Genomic DNA, 15,829 nt, shown 5'->3' on the forward strand with positions numbered 1-15,829 from the left:
TGCGGCGGGCCGCGCCGGAGCGAGAGCCTTACTTGGCCGCGTCGAGCACCGGCTGCGGCGCGTCGCGGTTGAGCGAGTCCTTCCAGCCCTGCGCGACATTCTCCTTGGTGACGGTCAGGGCCGGGGCGACGACGAAGGCCGGTGTCGGCTGGCCAAGCAGCGACTTCATGCCGGAAGCAGCCATGGCGCGGCCGAGTTCATAGGCCTTGTCGGCGACGAGGGCTGCGACATTGCCGCCTTTGACCATGTCAAGCGCGACCGGCTCGGCGAGGTCGAGCGTGACGATCTTGGTCCTGGCGTTGCCGGCGCCGCGTAGCGCCGACAGCACGCCGTCGGCCGGCTCGGCCCAGGTCACGTAGATGCCGTCGAGATCGGGATGCTGCAAAAGCATCGCGTTGGCCAGTTCCTCGGCGCGGGCCGGGTCGGATATGCCCTGTTCGGCGACGATCTTGATGTCGGGATACACCTTCTCGATGGTGGTCTTGAAGGCTTGGTCGCGCTGGTTGGTGACGTAGTAGGCAGCGTCGTGGAAAATGTAGCCGACCTTGCCCTTGCCGCCGATCGCCTTGGCCATCGCGTCCGCAGCCTGCTTGCCCATCTGGAATAGATCGTCAGTCACGATCGAAGCGTAATCGGTGCCCTGCTTGTAGCCCTTGGGCAAGTTGGACAGGAACACCAGCTTGGTGCCGTCCTTGACCGCCTGGCGGAAGGCTTCTGCCGAGGTGACCGGGTCGAGCGGCAGCGCCAAGATGACGTTGGGCTTGGCGGCCAACGCCGTCTCGATGTCGCTGCGCTGGCGGGCGGAGTCGAACTGGGCATCCGTTTTGACCGCAATGGTGACGCCGGCGCGGGCGAATTCGTCGGTGGCGCCGGCGGTTACCGCATTGGTGAAATCGGACGAGGTGTGCCAGAGCAAGGCAGCCTTGTAGCCCTTGTCCTTGAGCGCGGCGATGTCGGCATCGCTTAGGATCACGTCTGCGCTCGGCGTGGCGCTCTCGCCCTGCGGGCCGACCGTCTGTGCGAAAGCTGGGTTGGCGGCAAGCATCAATCCGCCGGCAAAGGCGGCGGCGATCAGTGTCTTCATCGGCATGTCAGTTCTCCCATTTTGCTTCGTTGGTGGTTCAGTCGGCCACGCCGCAGTAGCGGGCCATGAAGGCGGCGAAGCCGACTATGCCGGCGAAATATTCCTCGACATCCACGTGCTCCTCGAATGTGTGGCAATTCCTGATGTCGCCGGGCGCGCAATAGACGGCAGGAATACCGAGCTGATTGATGATGAAGGGGGACTCCGACCAGAACGGTGCGCCCTCGATGACGCCGCGTCCGCTCATTGCGCCAGCCATCGCGTCGGACAGCATGGCGACTTCCGCCCGCGTTTCGCCGATCTCGGCAGCGGTGCCGCCCAGCCTGTGGTCGCGGCCGGCGGGGTAGGCGAACTCTACCGAAATATCCGGATCGGTGATCGCGCCGCGCACGGCAGCCTCGATCTCGGCGGCGGCGGTGTCGAGGTCTTCGCCAGGCAACAGCTTACGGATCAGCGAGAGCGTGCAGCGCTCGGGAACGGCAATGTAGCCGCCGCCGGCAAGCCCGGTGATAAGCAGGAAGCCGCGCCCGACCAGTTTGTGCTCGGCGCGCGCGGCGACCTCATCCGAATGCTTCCAAAGCGCCGTCATCGCGGCATGGCTTGCACGGAGCGCATCCTTGCCGAGTTCTGGCACACCGAAATAGGCGGATTTGCCGGTAATCGAGATATCGGTGATGAAGAAGCCGATCTGCGCCGCATAAACGGCCAGGCGGGTCGGCTCGACATAGACGCTGAAATCGGGTGCTGTGACCTCGCCGGTCTCGATGCGTCCGACGAAGTGCTTGATCCCGGCGGAAATGCCGGTGCCGGGCTGGCCGCTCTCCTCGTCGCCGATGAAAGCGAAGGCGACGTCGCCCTTGAGGCGAACGCCTGCCTTGTCGAGTAGCGCGAGTGCCGCCAGCGAAGCAGTGATGCCGGCCTTGAGGTCGCCTGAGCCGCGGCCCCAGACAGCACCATCAATGATCGGGGCGGCGAACGGATCCTCACGCTCGGTGCCTGCCCAATGCTCGCGCCAGCCGTCGACATGGACGGTGTCGGTATGGCCCATGAACAGCAGGCGCTTTCCCTGGTCGGCCCCCTTGCGCTCGCCCCAGATGTTGGGCCGCCCGGGAAGAAATTCCGTCCTGGTCAGGCCGCTGAGGTCAAGGTCGCGCATCCTGGCTTCTAGGAAGTCGACGAAGTTGGCTTCGTTGCCGGTGATGCTCTCTCGGCCGATGGCGCGGCGAAACAGCGTTAGTGCGTCGTCGCGGTCGAGCGCTGCCTGCAGGCGGGCGGTAATATCGTGAGTCATATCGCGGCCTCCTTCAGGGCGGCGGCCTGGGCAGGCGGCAGCGAAATCCGGCCATCAGGCGCGTCGACGCCGAACAGCGTGTTGTGCAACTGGCCAAGGCCGATTGCCGCCGCGCCGATGAGGGCTGCGCGTGCGCCGAGTTCGCTCGCCTCGACCCTGACCGGATAGGGGAAGCATAGCGGCAGAAGCGCCTGCACCCTGGACAGGATTTCGGGCCGCAACCCAATCGAGCCGCCGAGGATAAACTTTTCTGGATTGGCGATCGCCGCGATTGCCGCAACGCCTTGCGCCAGATGGCGGGCAGTTTCGTCGAGCACGGTGAGCGCGTCCTTGTCGCCAAGCGCGGCATTCTCGAATATTGCCGGCACCGAGACCTGCCTGCCGGTGAGGGCGTGGTAGCGATCGGTCATGGCGTGGGTGGCCACCGCGCGTTCGAATGCGCCGGTGCGCAGTGATTCCTCGGTGAAGGGATCGGCCCCGATCGGCATGAAACCGATCTCGCCGGCGGCGTGCCCAGCACCCCGCACCAGATGGCCGCCCAGCATCAGCCCGCTGCCGATGCCGGTGCCGAGCGCGATGTAGGCGAGATTGTCGATGCCCTGGCCTTGGCCGAGCCAGTTCTCGCCAAGCACCGCGAGATTGACGTCGTTCTCGATCATCACCGCGACGCCGAGCGCTTCTTCGAAGGCATCCAGCACATTCATTGTGTCGAAGCCGGTAATGTTCGGCGCCATTAGAATGCGGCCGGTGGCCGGGTCAGGAGCGCCAGGCGCGCCGATGACGGCCAGGCGTATCTTCTTGCGCGCGACGTGCTGTCTGGCCGCGGCATCGAAGGCCAGCGCTGCAATCTGATCGACGACGAACTGGCCGCCGCGCGGGTCGGTCGGTGTGGCGGCTTCGGCAAAGATCTGGCAGGCAAGGTCGGTCAGCGCGACCCGCACCTTGGTGCCGCCAAGGTCGACGGCGATGATATAGGCTGCGTCGTGGACCAGTTCGTAGGTGACGGCGGTGCGCCCGACATGGCCGCTGGTGCGGCCGGTTTCCTGGACCCAGCCCTCCTGCTCGAGCCCGCGCATGATTTCGGAGATGGTCTGCTTCGACAGGCCCGTCAGCTTGGCGATCGAGGCGCGGGAGATCGGCCCGCCCTGGACGATCGCTTCCATCACGGAGCGCTGTGAGAACTGACGGGATATGCGCGGCAGGTCAGTCACATTGAACTCCGGTTAATTCGTTCTATGACCGAACTTATTATTCGGAACTGGACCTGTCAATGTATGTTCGCGAGCGGCCGTTTTTGCGCACGCGAACATTGATCCGGAGGCAGGATTCAGGCGCGTTGCTGCCGTTCGGCAGAAGATAAAATGCGGTCAGCGAGTGGCTGGATCAGCTTCTTGAATCAATTGGGCGAACAGCTTCGTAACGCATTGACAAATAACGATCATGCTAGTCTCTGAGGGTCACTGTTTTCTACAGGAGATCAATACAGCGGATGGTTCGCCGGTCCATATCTCTCGTATCTCTCGTATGGGTCTGTCGAACCAAAGGACGATGAACGAGACTAACTATTGGCTTCGAGAATACCGGTGATGTACCGCGGGTCTGCCTCCCAGTGAATGGCTCAAATGGGGCCGGCAGCGGAACGTCCGTTTGCAGTTTGCAAACGTGGATAACTACCATACCGCCTTAACTCGCAAAGACCCGTTTGACGCCAACTGGGCTGCCCCGAAGCCGACCTCTCCGTCCAGCATAGTCCGATCATATTCGGCGCAAGCTGCTCGCTTGAACCGTGGGATAGAATTCCGCCAATCTCGACCCGCCTATGCCTGGGTGGCCCCTGCTCACAATCAAGAGCGTAGCGCCATCTTTCCGAATGGCCGGGTGAGGCTGGAGAAATCGCCGCTGAACCTTCTCGACCAGCCATTCTCCGGCTTTGGCAAAAAGCCGGTTCGAAGGCTTTTCCGCCATGTGCCGTTGCCTTTCGCAACGAACGGTCAACCGACTGTGAATAGCACTTGCAGGCACGTGGTTGTCAGGCGCCCACCGAACTTGACAAGCAGTCTTGCAGGAACTGCGTCGAGCACTGAACGTTTGACCAAGCGCGGGCATCTCCGCCTTGGCTAAGGACCATCAATGTTCACGTTCATGTTTGCCACCGGCATCGAGAACAGCACCCCCACCATTCGACAAGGCCGGGAGCGCGTCGACGAAATGGAAAAATGCCGCTTCTACGAACGATGGCGCACCGACTTCGAACTGGTCCAGGATCTCGGGGTGCATTTCCTCCGCTACGGACCTCCCATCCACAAAACATGGCTGGGTGACGGACGTTATGATTGGGCATTCGCCGATGAGACCTTCGCGGACCTGAAGGCGAAAGACATTCTTCCGATCGTCGACCTTTGCCATTTTGGCGTGCCGGACTGGATTGGCAACTTCCAGAACCCGGACTTTCCGACACTATTCGAGCACTACGCCAGGGATTTCGCGATGCGCTATCCGTGGATCCAGCTCTTCACCCCAATAAATGAGATGTTCATCTGCGCCACCTTTTCGGCCCGCTGGGGATGGTGGAACGAACAACTGAGCAGCGACACTGCTTTCGTCACCGCCCTCAAGCACATCGTGAAGGCGAACGTGCTTGCCATGCGGGCGATTCTCGAGGTGCGGCCGGACGCCATCTTCATTCAGAGCGAATCCTCGGAATACTTCCACGCCGATTCTCCCGAGGCGGTCGGCAGAGCGGAACGGTTCAACAGCGAGCGTTTCCTGTCGCTTGACCTCAACTACGGTCATGACGTCGACGCGCACACCTATCGCTATCTTCTCGAAAACGGGATGACGGCCGAAGAATACAGTTTCTTCCTGGAAAGCCATCTGCGCAGGCATTGCGTGATGGGCACCGACTATTACCAGACCAACGAACATCGGGTTTGGGCAGACGGAACGACGTCCGGGTCCGGCGAGGTGTTTGGCTATGACGAGATCACGCGGCAGTACTTCAACCGCTACCGGCTTCCCGTAATGCATACGGAGACCAACATCAGCGAAGGCCCCAATGGAGACGAGGCCGTCTATTGGCTGTGGAAAGAGTGGGCCAACGTGCTGCGGATCCGCAACGATGGCATCCCCATCGTAGGCTTCACCTGGTACTCGCTGACGGATCAGGTGGACTGGGACAGTGCGCTTCGGGAGAACAACGGACGGATCAATCCGCTCGGCCTCTATGACCTCGACCGAAATCCGAGGGCGGTGGGGCGCGCTTTCAAGGCGCTGATCGCGAACTGGAACAAGCTGTTGGCCACACAAAGTGTCTGCCTTGCTTTGCCGGTCTTTCTTCCCTCACAGCAAGACGATGCCATTGTTCGCGCGCAACAGGATTATGCGCGCAGCCTGCTGAGCGTGGATCGGGTCGCTGAAGGCTGGACTGAACCACTTGCTGCTCCCCAGAAAGAGGTCGAACCCGATGCGCCTGGATAACAAGACTGCATTGTAACCGGTGCTGCAAGCGGCATTGGACTGGCCATCGCCATGCGGATGGGCACCGAAGGTGCACGGGTGAGCCGACGTGGGTTGAGGCAAGGTCGAGAAGGCGCGCATCGGTTCGACAAGGGGCGCGCCGGGGAGGCCGCTATCACGGTGCTGTCGACTTGCGCTCACGCGTTCGGCAGGTTGGTAATAATCGTCAACAACGCGCCGGCCTGATAATCTTTAACCATTGAGGCATTCACTAGAGCGGGCTGGCTGAAGGTGCTGAGCGTCGACCTGCTGGGAGCAATTTATTTCGCCGGAAAGGCATGCGCTCATATGACATCTGGGGGCGTCATCGTAAAATATATTGAGTGTGCGCGGTCGAGACGAGCTCCGCATGTCGAGCTATACGCCGCGGCAAAGGCCACCCTCCTGTCTCTAACCGAGACCCGACGCAGTTCGCACCTTGGCCGACTGGGCATGAATCCGGACGATTACCGAACCAAATGGAACCTGCCTCGCAATTACCCGATGGTGGCACCCAACTATTCGGGAAGCGTTCCGCATATCGCCTCTAACACCCAGTAGCGGACAGCTCTCGCCTGAGGCGTCAGTCGTCGTTGAAGCGCTCCGGCATCGCATTCGAGGCCAAGGCTGGTGCACAAGGATCATGACATCGAATTCCACTCTTTACAGGAACAAGTGCCTTTCCTCGGGATTAGGATTCGACGCCGCAACGGCGTCGAACCCCAAAGGAGACTCACATGAAACGTAAGATTTTGACAGCTACAGCGATCTCTCTCTGTCTCGCCACCGCGGCCTTGGCGCAGTCGTCGGGAACATCCAGCGGCACGAACGGAACTTCCGGCTCATCGGCCGGGTCGGGTATGAGCTCTACGTCCGGCTCCGGCGAAAGCGGTATCCCGAGCGGCTGGGACAGCAAGCTCTCCGGCTCATTCTTCAGCGACGCCAATTCGGGAAGACTTCTGTCGCAGGATGAGATCCGCAAGAACTGGTCGTCCCTGAGCTCTGAACAGCAGGCACAGGTTCGCTCCGACTGCTCGAGAATGACGGCCAGTAACGGCACTGGCTCTGGCACAATGACCGGCACGTCAGGTAGCTCGGCTTCGACCGGCAGTGATACAACGGCGAGTATCGGCACCGGCTCTGGCACAGCCACCGGCACTTCAGGCAGCTCTGGTTCGACCGGCAGTAACACCACGGCCAGCAACAGCACTGGTTCGGGTACAACCACCGGCACCTCGGGATCCTCGAATACAGCTGGCGATACGACCGCCAGCACCAGCACGGGTTCGGGCGCGAACTCGGCTGCTCAAATGGCTTCGATGCGGCAACTCTGCACTCAGGTTCAAGGGATGTGAGTGAATGCGGCGCTCCGGGCCGGCTTGGCCGGAATAAGAAGAGGCCTTGAAGGCCCGGGCATCGCTTTGGTTTGGTAGCCATTTCGGCGCTGAAGTCGGCCGGAGATCGGGGTCACAACTCGGCGCTTCTATCGCCGTCGACCGTCCCTCGCCAATAGCGCGCTTCGCGTCGAGACACTTCTCACGGCTGAGGCAAGCGAGATTCCGTCCCGTCCATACCTGCCAAGATAGACCGTCTCGCGGGCTCCGTTGAGCCTGTAATCCAGCCGAAAGGAGATCGCGTCACTGGGCATGACGCGAACATACATGCCGTCGCGGTCCGCAATCTTGTAGATTTTTCTCTTTTGTTCAGGCTTTAAGGGCGACGTCCGTCAGCATTCCCCGCTACCTCCTGAAAAGTACCGTCAGTACAATTTCGAGGCTCTTCGGTAGAAATTTTGTTTTATCTTTAATTTCTTAAGGCATAAAAAAATACCGTCAGAGCCTCATTGGATCTGACGGTACTTCGAAAAATCTGAGCTACCAATATGCGGAAGGTCCGTCAGCCGGTCCGTCAATCCAATCTCTGCGCACCGATTGTCGCCGAATGGGTTTATATGTGTTGTCAGATAGTTATGGCGTACAATGGCATATTTCGGCGGCGTTTGAGTGGGCCTGAATCACTCCCACTCGATGGTGCCTGGCGGCTTTGACGTCACGTCGTAGACGACGCGGTTGATGCCGCGGACTTCGTTGATGATGCGGGTGGCCGCCGCGCCGAGGAAAGCCATGTCGTAGTGGTAGAAGTCGGCGGTCATGCCGTCGACGGACGTCACGGCGCGCAGGGCGCAGACGAATTCGTAGGTGCGGCCGTCGCCCATCACACCGACGGTCTGCACCGGAAGCAGCACGGCGAAAGCCTGCCAGATGGCGTCGTAGAGGCCGGCCTTGCGGATCTCGTCGAGATAGATGGCGTCGGCCTCGCGCAGGATTTCGAGCTTTTCGCGGGTGATACCGCCGGGGCAGCGGATGGCAAGGCCTGGTCCGGGGAACGGATGGCGGCCAATAAAACTTTCGGGCAGGCCGAGTTCCTTGCCCAGTGCCCTCACCTCGTCCTTGAACAGTTCGCGCAGCGGCTCGACCAGCTGCATGTTCATGCGCGCCGGCAGGCCGCCGACATTGTGGTGCGACTTGATGGTCACCGACGGGCCGCCGGTGAAGGAGACGCTCTCGATGACGTCGGGATAGAGCGTGCCTTGCGCCAGGAAATCGGCGCCGCCGAGTTTCTTGGCCTCTTCCTCGAACACTTCGATGAACAGCCGGCCGATGGTCTTGCGCTTCTTCTCGGGGTCGGACTCGCCTTCCAGCGCCGAGATGAATTTTTCCGACGCGTCGACCAGGATCAGCGGCAGATTGTAGTGCTGGCGGAACATCGCCACGACGCCGGCCGCCTCGTCCTTGCGCATAAGGCCATGGTCGACAAGAATGCAGGTCAGCTGGTCGCCTACCGCTTCGTGGATCAGCAAGGCAGCGACCGATGAATCCACGCCGCCCGACAGCGCGCAGATCACCTTGCCCTTGCCGACCTGTTTGCGAATGGTCTCGACCGCGTGCTCACGATAGGCGCGCATCGTCCAGTCGCCTTCGATGCCGGCGATGTTGTGCACGAAGTTTCTCAGCAGCCTGGCGCCATCCGGCGTATGCACCACTTCGGGGTGGAACATGATGCCGTACATCTTGCGCGCGACATTGCCGAAGATGGCGAAGGGCGAGCCTTCCGACTTGCCGAAGACTTCGAACCCCTTGGGCAGCGAGATGACGCGGTCGCCATGGCTCATCCACACCTGGTGACGCTGGCCGGGCGCCCACAGCCCTTCGAACAGCGGGCTGTCCTTTTCGATCTCGACGAAGGCGCGGCCGAATTCGCGATGGTTAGAGCTTTCGGCGACGCCGCCCATCTGCACGCACATGGCCATCTGGCCGTAGCAGATACCGAGCACCGGCACGCCGGCATCGAAGACGATCTGCGGCGCGCGTGGGCTGCCGATGTCCGATGTCGAGGCGGGACCGCCCGACAGGATCACGGCTTTCGGATTGATGCGCTTGAAGGCAGCTTCGGCCGATTGGAACGGCACGATCTCGGAAAACACGCCGGCCTCGCGGATGCGGCGGGCGATGAGCTGCGTAAACTGGCTGCCGAAATCGATGATGAGAACGGTGTCGGCCAGGACTGTATCGGGATGATTGGCTGTCGTCATGGCGAGCCTTTAGAGAAAGAAACGAGTCGGCGCAATGGGGTGCGTAGCCCGACTTTCAGAGCGCTGCCGGCTCTTGCCCAGGCTGCTCCTTGTGTAGCGTGCCGGAGCCGATGGCCTGTTCGAGGCGCACGACTGCATCCGCCAGCTTCTCGTCGATGACATGCAGATATTCGGTCCAGTCGCCAACGTGGCGCAGATCGGCTGCACCGTCTGAAATGCCGCGCAGGCCGATAAGCGGGACATCGAACAACTGGCAGGCGCGCAGGCAGGCGAAGGTTTCCATGTCGACCATGTCGGCGGCGATGGCGTCATAGGCGGCACCGGTGATGATGGCGCCGCCGGTCGACAGGCTGGCTTCTTTAATGCCCGGAATCCTGAATGATAGCGGGAGGGTCACCGGCAGGTCGAGGAACGGCGTCGCGCCTTTTTCGAAGCCTAGCGGCGAAGCGTCGATGTCGCGATAGCTGACCGAGACCGCCTGGTAGATTTCCGTCTGCTCCAGTGTGCGGCTGCCGGCGGAGCCGAGCGAGACGACGAGATCGGGCAGCGTCTTCTCAGACTTCAGCCATGATAGTTCGGCGCCGAGCCGCACACCTGCCTCTACCGGGCCGACGCCCGTCATCAGCGGCGTGAACAGTTTTTGCAGATGCGGACCGTACTCGGCCTGCGCCGCCATGACGAAGAGGACGTCCTTGCCACCAATTCGCGTAATTTTGGCCATCAGCCTGCTATCCCGTCACGGCCAACCACCGTCATCATCGTGCCGGTCATGGTCGCGATCAGCTTGGCCTCGCCATCGGCGGCAAAGGCGTAGGCCTGGCCGTCGGCGACGATGATGGTGCGGCCGGGCTTGGTCACCGAGCCGCGGAACAGGAAGCGTTCGCCCCGGCCGGGCGCCAGGAGATTGACCTTGAACTCGATGGTCAGCACGCCGGAATTTTCCGGCATCAGCGAGAACGCGGCGTAGCCGCAAGCCGAGTCCAGTGCGGTCGAAATCACGCCGGCATGCAGGAAACCATGCTGCTGCGTGAGTGCGGCCGAATAGGGCATTTCGATCTCGATGATGCCCGGCGTCACAAGCGTCAGTTCGGCGCCGATGGTCGCCATCGCCTGCTGGCGCGCGAACGACGCCCTGACGCGGTCCTCATAATCGGGTGCGGGTACGATCTTTGCTGCCATGGCCATCGCCCTGATTTATCTGCAAAGCTTATCGCAGACGCCTGAACGCCACGCAAATGCTTTTGCTGCACTGCAGCAAAAGCACTCAGTTCAACAGGAGCAGCGACGCGTTGAGCAAGGTGGCGAAGGCTACCCACGCGGCATAGGGCGCAAACAGCCAGCCGGAAACCCGGTCGCGGTTCCACACCGTGGCTATGAACAGCGCAATGCTGGCGAGAAGAGCCAGGATCACGACCAGTGCCGGCCCCATCTGTTTGGCGCCGAAGAAAGTCGGCGACCACGCGAAGTTCAGAACAAGCTGGAGGGCCCAGATCTTCATCGCGGCGGCTGCTCGTTCCCGCTCCCATGTCCGCCAGCCGGCCACGGCGATCAGCACATAGAGGAGCGTCCAGGCCGGCGCGAAGACCCAGTTGGGCGGGTTGAAGGGCGGCTTGGCGAGCGAGGCATACCATTCACCCGGCAGCGTCGCATAGCCGATCAACAGGCCGCCGCCGAGCACCAGAAGGAGGAAAAGCAGAAGCGACACATATCTTTGCAAGAATTCTACCCCGTCTGGCGGCCGACGCCGCGCATCTGCAACTGGCGCTATGTCAGCCTGTCAATCGCAGCGTCAATTCGCCCGACGCAGCGCACAGAAATGGAACCCGTCGGTGCCGCTCAGAGCCGGCGACAGCGAGATATCGCTTGTCTTGCCGATCCGGGCGGCCGCTGCGTGACCGGGGAAGCTGGCATCCCAGAGCGCGCGATGATCGACCGGAACGAAGCCCTTGTGCCGTTCGCGAAAGGCGGCGACCTGCTCGCCATTCTCCTCGTCGAACACCGAACAGGTGATGTAGACCAGCAGGCCGCCCGGTTTGACATAGGCATTCGCCGCATCGAGGATCGCCGACTGCTCGCCCTTGCGGGCATCGAGCTGTCTTTGCGTCAGCCGCCATTTGGCGTCTGGACGGCGCCGCCAGGTGCCGCTGCCGGTGCAGGGCGCATCGACCAGCACAATGTCCATGTGGCCTGCGAGGGGGCTGAGCTCAGCCGGCTTGGTGACAACCTGGACGTTGCGGTTTTCCGAACGGCGGATGCGGTCGAAGATCGGCGCCAGCCGCGCCTTTTCGGCATCATGGGCGAAGACCTGACCTTTGTTGGCCATCGCCGCAGATAGCGCCAGCGTCTTGCCGCCGGCGCCGGCGCAGAAATCGAGCACCTGCATCCCGGCTTGCGCGCCGGCAAGGGTTGCAACGATCTGCGAACCCTCGTCCTGAACCTCGAACCAGCCCTTTTGGAAAGCCGGCTCGGCCTGTACGTTGGGGTGCCGGCCGTCGCCGTCGATGGGCGGGATGCGAATGCCTTGTGGCGCGATAGCGGCTGCCTTGGCGCCGGTTTCGGCGAGTTCCGCCAGCACTTTGGCGCGGTCGGACTGCAGCGTATTGACCCTGATGTCGAGCGGCGGGCGGGTCGCCAAAGCCGCCCCTTCCGCAACCCAGTCTGCGCCAAAGGATCGTTCGAAGAGCGGCGCGCACCAGTCGGGTATGTCCGCCCGCACCGCCTCCGGCGCGTCTTCAGGCCGGCGCTCGGCCAGCGCCTGCAACTCGGCGGCGCTGAGCAGCGGCGGCGCGAACTTGTCACCCTGGAGCGCATCGTTAAGCGATTGCGGCGTCTGGCCCCATTCGATGAGCAGCGCGCCGAAGCCGATGGCGCGGGGCGTGTCTTCACCCAAAAGCCAGCCGGCGGAACGTTTGTGGCGCAGCGCGTCGTAGACGATGTTGCCGATCGCCGCGCGGTCGCCGCCGCCCGCAAAGCGATGCGACAGGCCCCAATCTTTCAGCGCATCGGCCACCGGCCGGTGGCGCCGGCCAATGTCGTCCAGCACTTCAATGGCTGCCGCCAGCCGTCCGCCCAGTCGCATTCGTCATTCCATCTATCGAGCACAGTATCTTTCGGCCTGCTCTTAGAGCGTTTCGCGTCGAGATTGAACCCCGCTTGAATTTCGCGGCGACGAGGCCTTCCGCTCGCGGCCGACGATTTTCCCCGCCGGCAAATGTCCGCCCGCCGGCGATAACAAATCTCAAATATATGCAAGGTCTCTAATGTTGGTAACTGGCCGCCGTAAGCACGATCTGTGGCGCAATTGCTCAGCTTTCCAAGCTTTTGCGTTGGGAATACTCTTTGCGCCATGATTCGCGGCGCGGAAAAGCGGACCGACGGATCGATACGAGGAGAGGGCAATGAAAACGTATCTTGCGGAAGTTCTAGGGACATTTCTATTGGTGTTTATCGGCACGGCGTCGGTGGCGACGGGTGGCTTTCTCGCCGACTTGCCGCTGGGCCAGGAAGCCATCGGTCTGGCGTTCGGCATCGGCCTGATTGCGGCGGCTTACGCGGTGGGTCCCATCTCAGGCGCACATCTCAACCCGGCCGTCACGCTCGGCGTCTTCCTTGCCGGCCGGCTGCCGGCCAAGGATGTCATTCCTTACTGGATCGCGCAGATCATCGGCGCCATTCTGGCCTCGCTGGCGCTGTGGATCATCGTCTCCGGCCAGACCGGCGGGCACACCACCGGTTTCGGCGCCAATGGCTGGGACGTGGCGAAATGGGGGACGAGTTCGGCCTTCCTGTGGGAGCTGATCGGCACCTTCACCTTCGTCACCGTCATCCTCGGCGTCACCGCCGAGAAGCACTCGACGGCGTTCGCCGGCCTGGTCATCGGCCTGACGCTGGCCGGACTCCACTTCGCAATGATCCCGGTGACCGGCACCTCGCTCAATCCGGCGCGTTCGATCGGCCCGGCGCTGTTTACCGGCGGCGCAGCCCTCAGCCAGCTCTGGCTGTTCATCGTTGCGCCGCTGATCGGCGGCGCAATCGCTGGCGTCGTCGCCAAGGCACGCATCTTCGAAAAGGACTGATTTCGAAGCCTGCGAAAACGAAGGGCGCGGGCCTCAGCCCGCGCCCTTCGTTTGGGAGGTTGTATCAGGCAGCGATGTCGAAACGGTCGGCGTTCATCACCTTGGTCCACGCCTTCACGAAATCGCCAACGAATTTCTGCCCGGCATCCGCCGACCCGTAGACCTCGGCCAGCGCGCGCAGCTGCGCATGCGAGCCGAAGATCAGGTCGGCGCGTGTGGCGGTCCACCTGACTGCCCTGGTCTTGCGGTCGCGTGCTTCATAGACCTCACGCGAGCCCGGCTCGGAGGCCGGATCCCAGATGGTGCTCATCGAGAGCAGGTTGACGAAGAAGTCGTTCGTCAGCGTGCCCGGCCTGTCGGTCAACACACCATGCTTCGAGCCGCCGGTGTTGGCGCCGAGCACGCGCAGGCCACCAACCAGCACCGTCATCTCCGGCGCCGTCAGGTTGAGCAGTTGCGCCCGGTCGACCAGCATGGCTTCGACCGACATCGGCGGTTTGCCCCTGAAATAGTTGCGGAAGCCGTCAATTTTCGGCTCGAGCGCCGCAAAGGAATGGACGTCGGTCTGCGCCTGCGAGGCGTCGGTGCGGCCGGGCGTGAAGGGAACCTTCACCGCATTGCCGCCATCCGTTGCGGCTTTCTCGACCGCGGCGACGCCGCCGAGCACGATGAGGTCGGCCAGCGAGACCTTCTTGCCGCTTGCGTTGAACTCGTTCTGGATGGCTTCGACCTGCGCCAGCACGGTAGCCAGTTCGACAGGCTGGTTGACCTCCCAGTCCTTCTGCGGCGCCAGGCGAATGCGCGCGCCATTGGCGCCGCCGCGCTTGTCGGAGTTGCGGAAGGTCGAGGCCGAGGCCCAGGCGGTCGAGACCAATTGCGAAACGCTGAGGCCCGAAGCCAGGATCTTGGCCTTCAGCAATGCGATGTCCTGGTCGCTGACCAGCTCATGGTCGACGGCCGGAACCGGATCCTGCCAGATCAGCTCTTCCTTCGGCACCAACGGGCCGAGATACCGCACAACCGGCCCCATGTCGCGATGGGTGAGCTTGTACCAGGCACGGGCGAAGGCATCGGCGAACTGCTCCGGATGCTCATGGAAGCGGCGCGAGATCTTCTCATAGGCCGGGTCGGCCCGCAGCGCGAGGTCGGTGGTCAGCATTGCCGGCGCATGACGCTTCGAGGGATTGTGCGCGTCCGGCACCGTAACCGCGCCAGAGCCGCCCTTCGGCGTCCACTGATGGGCCCCGGCCGGGCTCTTGGTCAGCTCCCATTCGAAGTTGAAGAGATTGTCGAAGAAGTTGTTGCTCCACTTGGTCGGCGTCGTCGTCCAGGTAACTTCGAGGCCGGACGTGATCGCATCGCCGGCAATGCCGGTGGCATGCTTGCTCGACCAGCCGAGGCCCTGCGCCTCGATGGCCGCGCCTTCCGGCTCGGCGCCGACCAGTGTTGCATCACCGGCGCCATGGGTCTTGCCGAAGGTGTGGCCGCCGGCGATCAGCGCCACGGTTTCCTCATCGTTCATTGCCATGCGTCCGAAGGTCTCGCGGATGTCGCGGGCCGAGGCCAGCGGATCCGGCTTGCCGTTCGGCCCTTCCGGGTTGACGTAGATCAGGCCCATCTGCACCGCGCCGAGATGGCCGTGCAACTCACGGTCGCCGGAATAGCGCTGGTCGTCGAGCCACTTGGTTTCCGAACCCCAGTCGACATCCTGCTCGGGCTCCCAGACATCGGCGCGGCCACCGGCAAAGCCAAAGGTCTTGAAGCCCATCGATTCCAGCGCGACGTTGCCGGTGAGAATCAACAGGTCGGCCCAGGAGATCTTGCGGCCGTATTTCTGCTTGACCGGCCACAAAAGCCGGCGCGCCTTGTCGAGATTGGCGTTGTCCGGCCAGCTGTTCAGCGGCGCGAAACGCTGCTGGCCCGCACCGGCGCCACCCCGGCCGTCGCCGATGCGATAGGTGCCGGCGCTGTGCCAGGCCATGCGGATGAACAGCGGCCCGTAATGGCCGAAATCGGCCGGCCACCAATCCTGCGAATCCGTCATCACCTTGTGCAAATCCTCGATCACCGCGTCGAGGTCGAGCGTCTTGAACTCCGCGGCGTAGTCGAAAGCTTCGCCCATCGGGTCCGAAAGGCTCGACTGCTGGTGGAGAACGCCGATGTCGAGCTGGTTCGGCCACCAGTCGCGGTTGGTCCTGGCGGAGGTTCCATGCGCGACCGGGCATTTGCCGGCGCTGTTGTCGTCGGTCATCGCGTCCATCTTGGCCTCCGAATTGCTGATTTTATGTGTT

Annotated in this window: 14 protein-coding genes; 3 read left to right on the plus strand and 11 right to left on the minus strand. The window is 62.5% G+C overall.

The features are described 5' to 3' along the window. Window positions 1-28: 28 nt before the first annotated feature. The 3 genes from NL532_RS28235 to NL532_RS28245 are packed head-to-tail and all read right to left on the minus strand — an operon-like array spanning window position 29 to window position 3,586. The gene (locus tag NL532_RS28235; RefSeq protein WP_031202536.1) at window positions 29-1,090 is read right to left on the minus strand and encodes a substrate-binding domain-containing protein; all 1,062 of its coding nucleotides are present in this window, start codon (window positions 1,088-1,090) and stop codon (window positions 29-31) included. A 31-nt stretch (window positions 1,091-1,121) separates the two neighbouring features. After that, window positions 1,122-2,375: a M20 family metallopeptidase gene (locus tag NL532_RS28240; protein ID WP_023667730.1), complete on the minus strand. Its 1,254-nt coding sequence runs from the start codon at window positions 2,373-2,375 to the stop codon at window positions 1,122-1,124. Continuing rightward, a complete protein-coding gene (locus NL532_RS28245) occupies window positions 2,372-3,586 on the minus strand; it encodes an ROK family transcriptional regulator (protein WP_023827933.1) in 1,215 nt (404 codons plus the stop codon). The genes NL532_RS28240 and NL532_RS28245 overlap by 4 nt, the downstream gene beginning before the upstream one ends. A 919-nt stretch (window positions 3,587-4,505) precedes the next feature. Here NL532_RS28245 and NL532_RS28250 point away from each other — a divergent pair. Next, window positions 4,506-5,852, plus strand: coding sequence for a family 1 glycosylhydrolase (locus NL532_RS28250; RefSeq protein WP_023667728.1), 1,347 nt, complete (start codon window positions 4,506-4,508; stop codon window positions 5,850-5,852). A 237-nt stretch (window positions 5,853-6,089) separates the two neighbouring features. Then, a complete protein-coding gene (locus tag NL532_RS32455; RefSeq protein WP_502882010.1) occupies window positions 6,090-6,431 on the plus strand; it encodes an SDR family oxidoreductase in 342 nt (113 codons plus the stop codon). 172 nt (window positions 6,432-6,603) lie between these two features. On the opposite strand, the gene NL532_RS28260 is transcribed toward NL532_RS32455, so the two are convergent. The 7 genes from NL532_RS28260 to NL532_RS28290 form a co-directional block, all read right to left on the minus strand. Continuing rightward, window positions 6,604-7,152: a hypothetical protein gene (locus tag NL532_RS28260; RefSeq protein WP_023827932.1), complete on the minus strand. Its 549-nt coding sequence runs from the start codon at window positions 7,150-7,152 to the stop codon at window positions 6,604-6,606. A 201-nt stretch (window positions 7,153-7,353) separates the two neighbouring features. Next, complete coding sequence (locus NL532_RS28265; RefSeq protein ID WP_502881990.1) at window positions 7,354-7,533, minus strand: hypothetical protein; 180 nt, start codon at window positions 7,531-7,533, stop codon at window positions 7,354-7,356. A gap of 351 nt (window positions 7,534-7,884) precedes the next feature. Continuing rightward, window positions 7,885-9,462: a glutamine-hydrolyzing GMP synthase gene (guaA, locus tag NL532_RS28270; protein ID WP_023827931.1), complete on the minus strand. Its 1,578-nt coding sequence runs from the start codon at window positions 9,460-9,462 to the stop codon at window positions 7,885-7,887. A gap of 55 nt (window positions 9,463-9,517) precedes the next feature. Beyond that, complete coding sequence (locus NL532_RS28275) at window positions 9,518-10,183, minus strand: 5'-methylthioadenosine/S-adenosylhomocysteine nucleosidase (protein WP_031204112.1); 666 nt, start codon at window positions 10,181-10,183, stop codon at window positions 9,518-9,520. Next, the gene (locus NL532_RS28280) at window positions 10,183-10,641 is read right to left on the minus strand and encodes a PaaI family thioesterase (protein ID WP_023686843.1); all 459 of its coding nucleotides are present in this window, start codon (window positions 10,639-10,641) and stop codon (window positions 10,183-10,185) included. The genes NL532_RS28275 and NL532_RS28280 overlap by 1 nt, the downstream gene beginning before the upstream one ends. An 85-nt stretch (window positions 10,642-10,726) precedes the next feature. Next, the gene (locus NL532_RS28285) at window positions 10,727-11,179 is read right to left on the minus strand and encodes a TspO/MBR family protein (protein WP_023704461.1); all 453 of its coding nucleotides are present in this window, start codon (window positions 11,177-11,179) and stop codon (window positions 10,727-10,729) included. A 72-nt stretch (window positions 11,180-11,251) separates the two neighbouring features. Then, a complete protein-coding gene (locus NL532_RS28290) occupies window positions 11,252-12,541 on the minus strand; it encodes an RsmB/NOP family class I SAM-dependent RNA methyltransferase (protein WP_023827930.1) in 1,290 nt (429 codons plus the stop codon). A gap of 319 nt (window positions 12,542-12,860) precedes the next feature. Here NL532_RS28290 and NL532_RS28295 point away from each other — a divergent pair, with 319 nt between their 5' ends. Then, window positions 12,861-13,538 (plus strand): MIP family channel protein, encoded by a 678-nt coding sequence (locus NL532_RS28295; RefSeq protein ID WP_023681822.1) that lies wholly within the window; start codon window positions 12,861-12,863, stop codon window positions 13,536-13,538. A 64-nt stretch (window positions 13,539-13,602) separates the two neighbouring features. On the opposite strand, the gene katG is transcribed toward NL532_RS28295, so the two are convergent. Further along, entirely contained in the window at window positions 13,603-15,798 is a 2,196-nt protein-coding gene (katG, locus tag NL532_RS28300) for a catalase/peroxidase HPI (protein ID WP_023827929.1), read from the minus strand. Window positions 15,799-15,829: the final 31 nt, after the last annotated feature.

This window comes from Mesorhizobium sp. C120A (genome assembly GCF_030323105.1).
Lineage (GTDB): Bacteria > Pseudomonadota > Alphaproteobacteria > Rhizobiales > Rhizobiaceae > Mesorhizobium.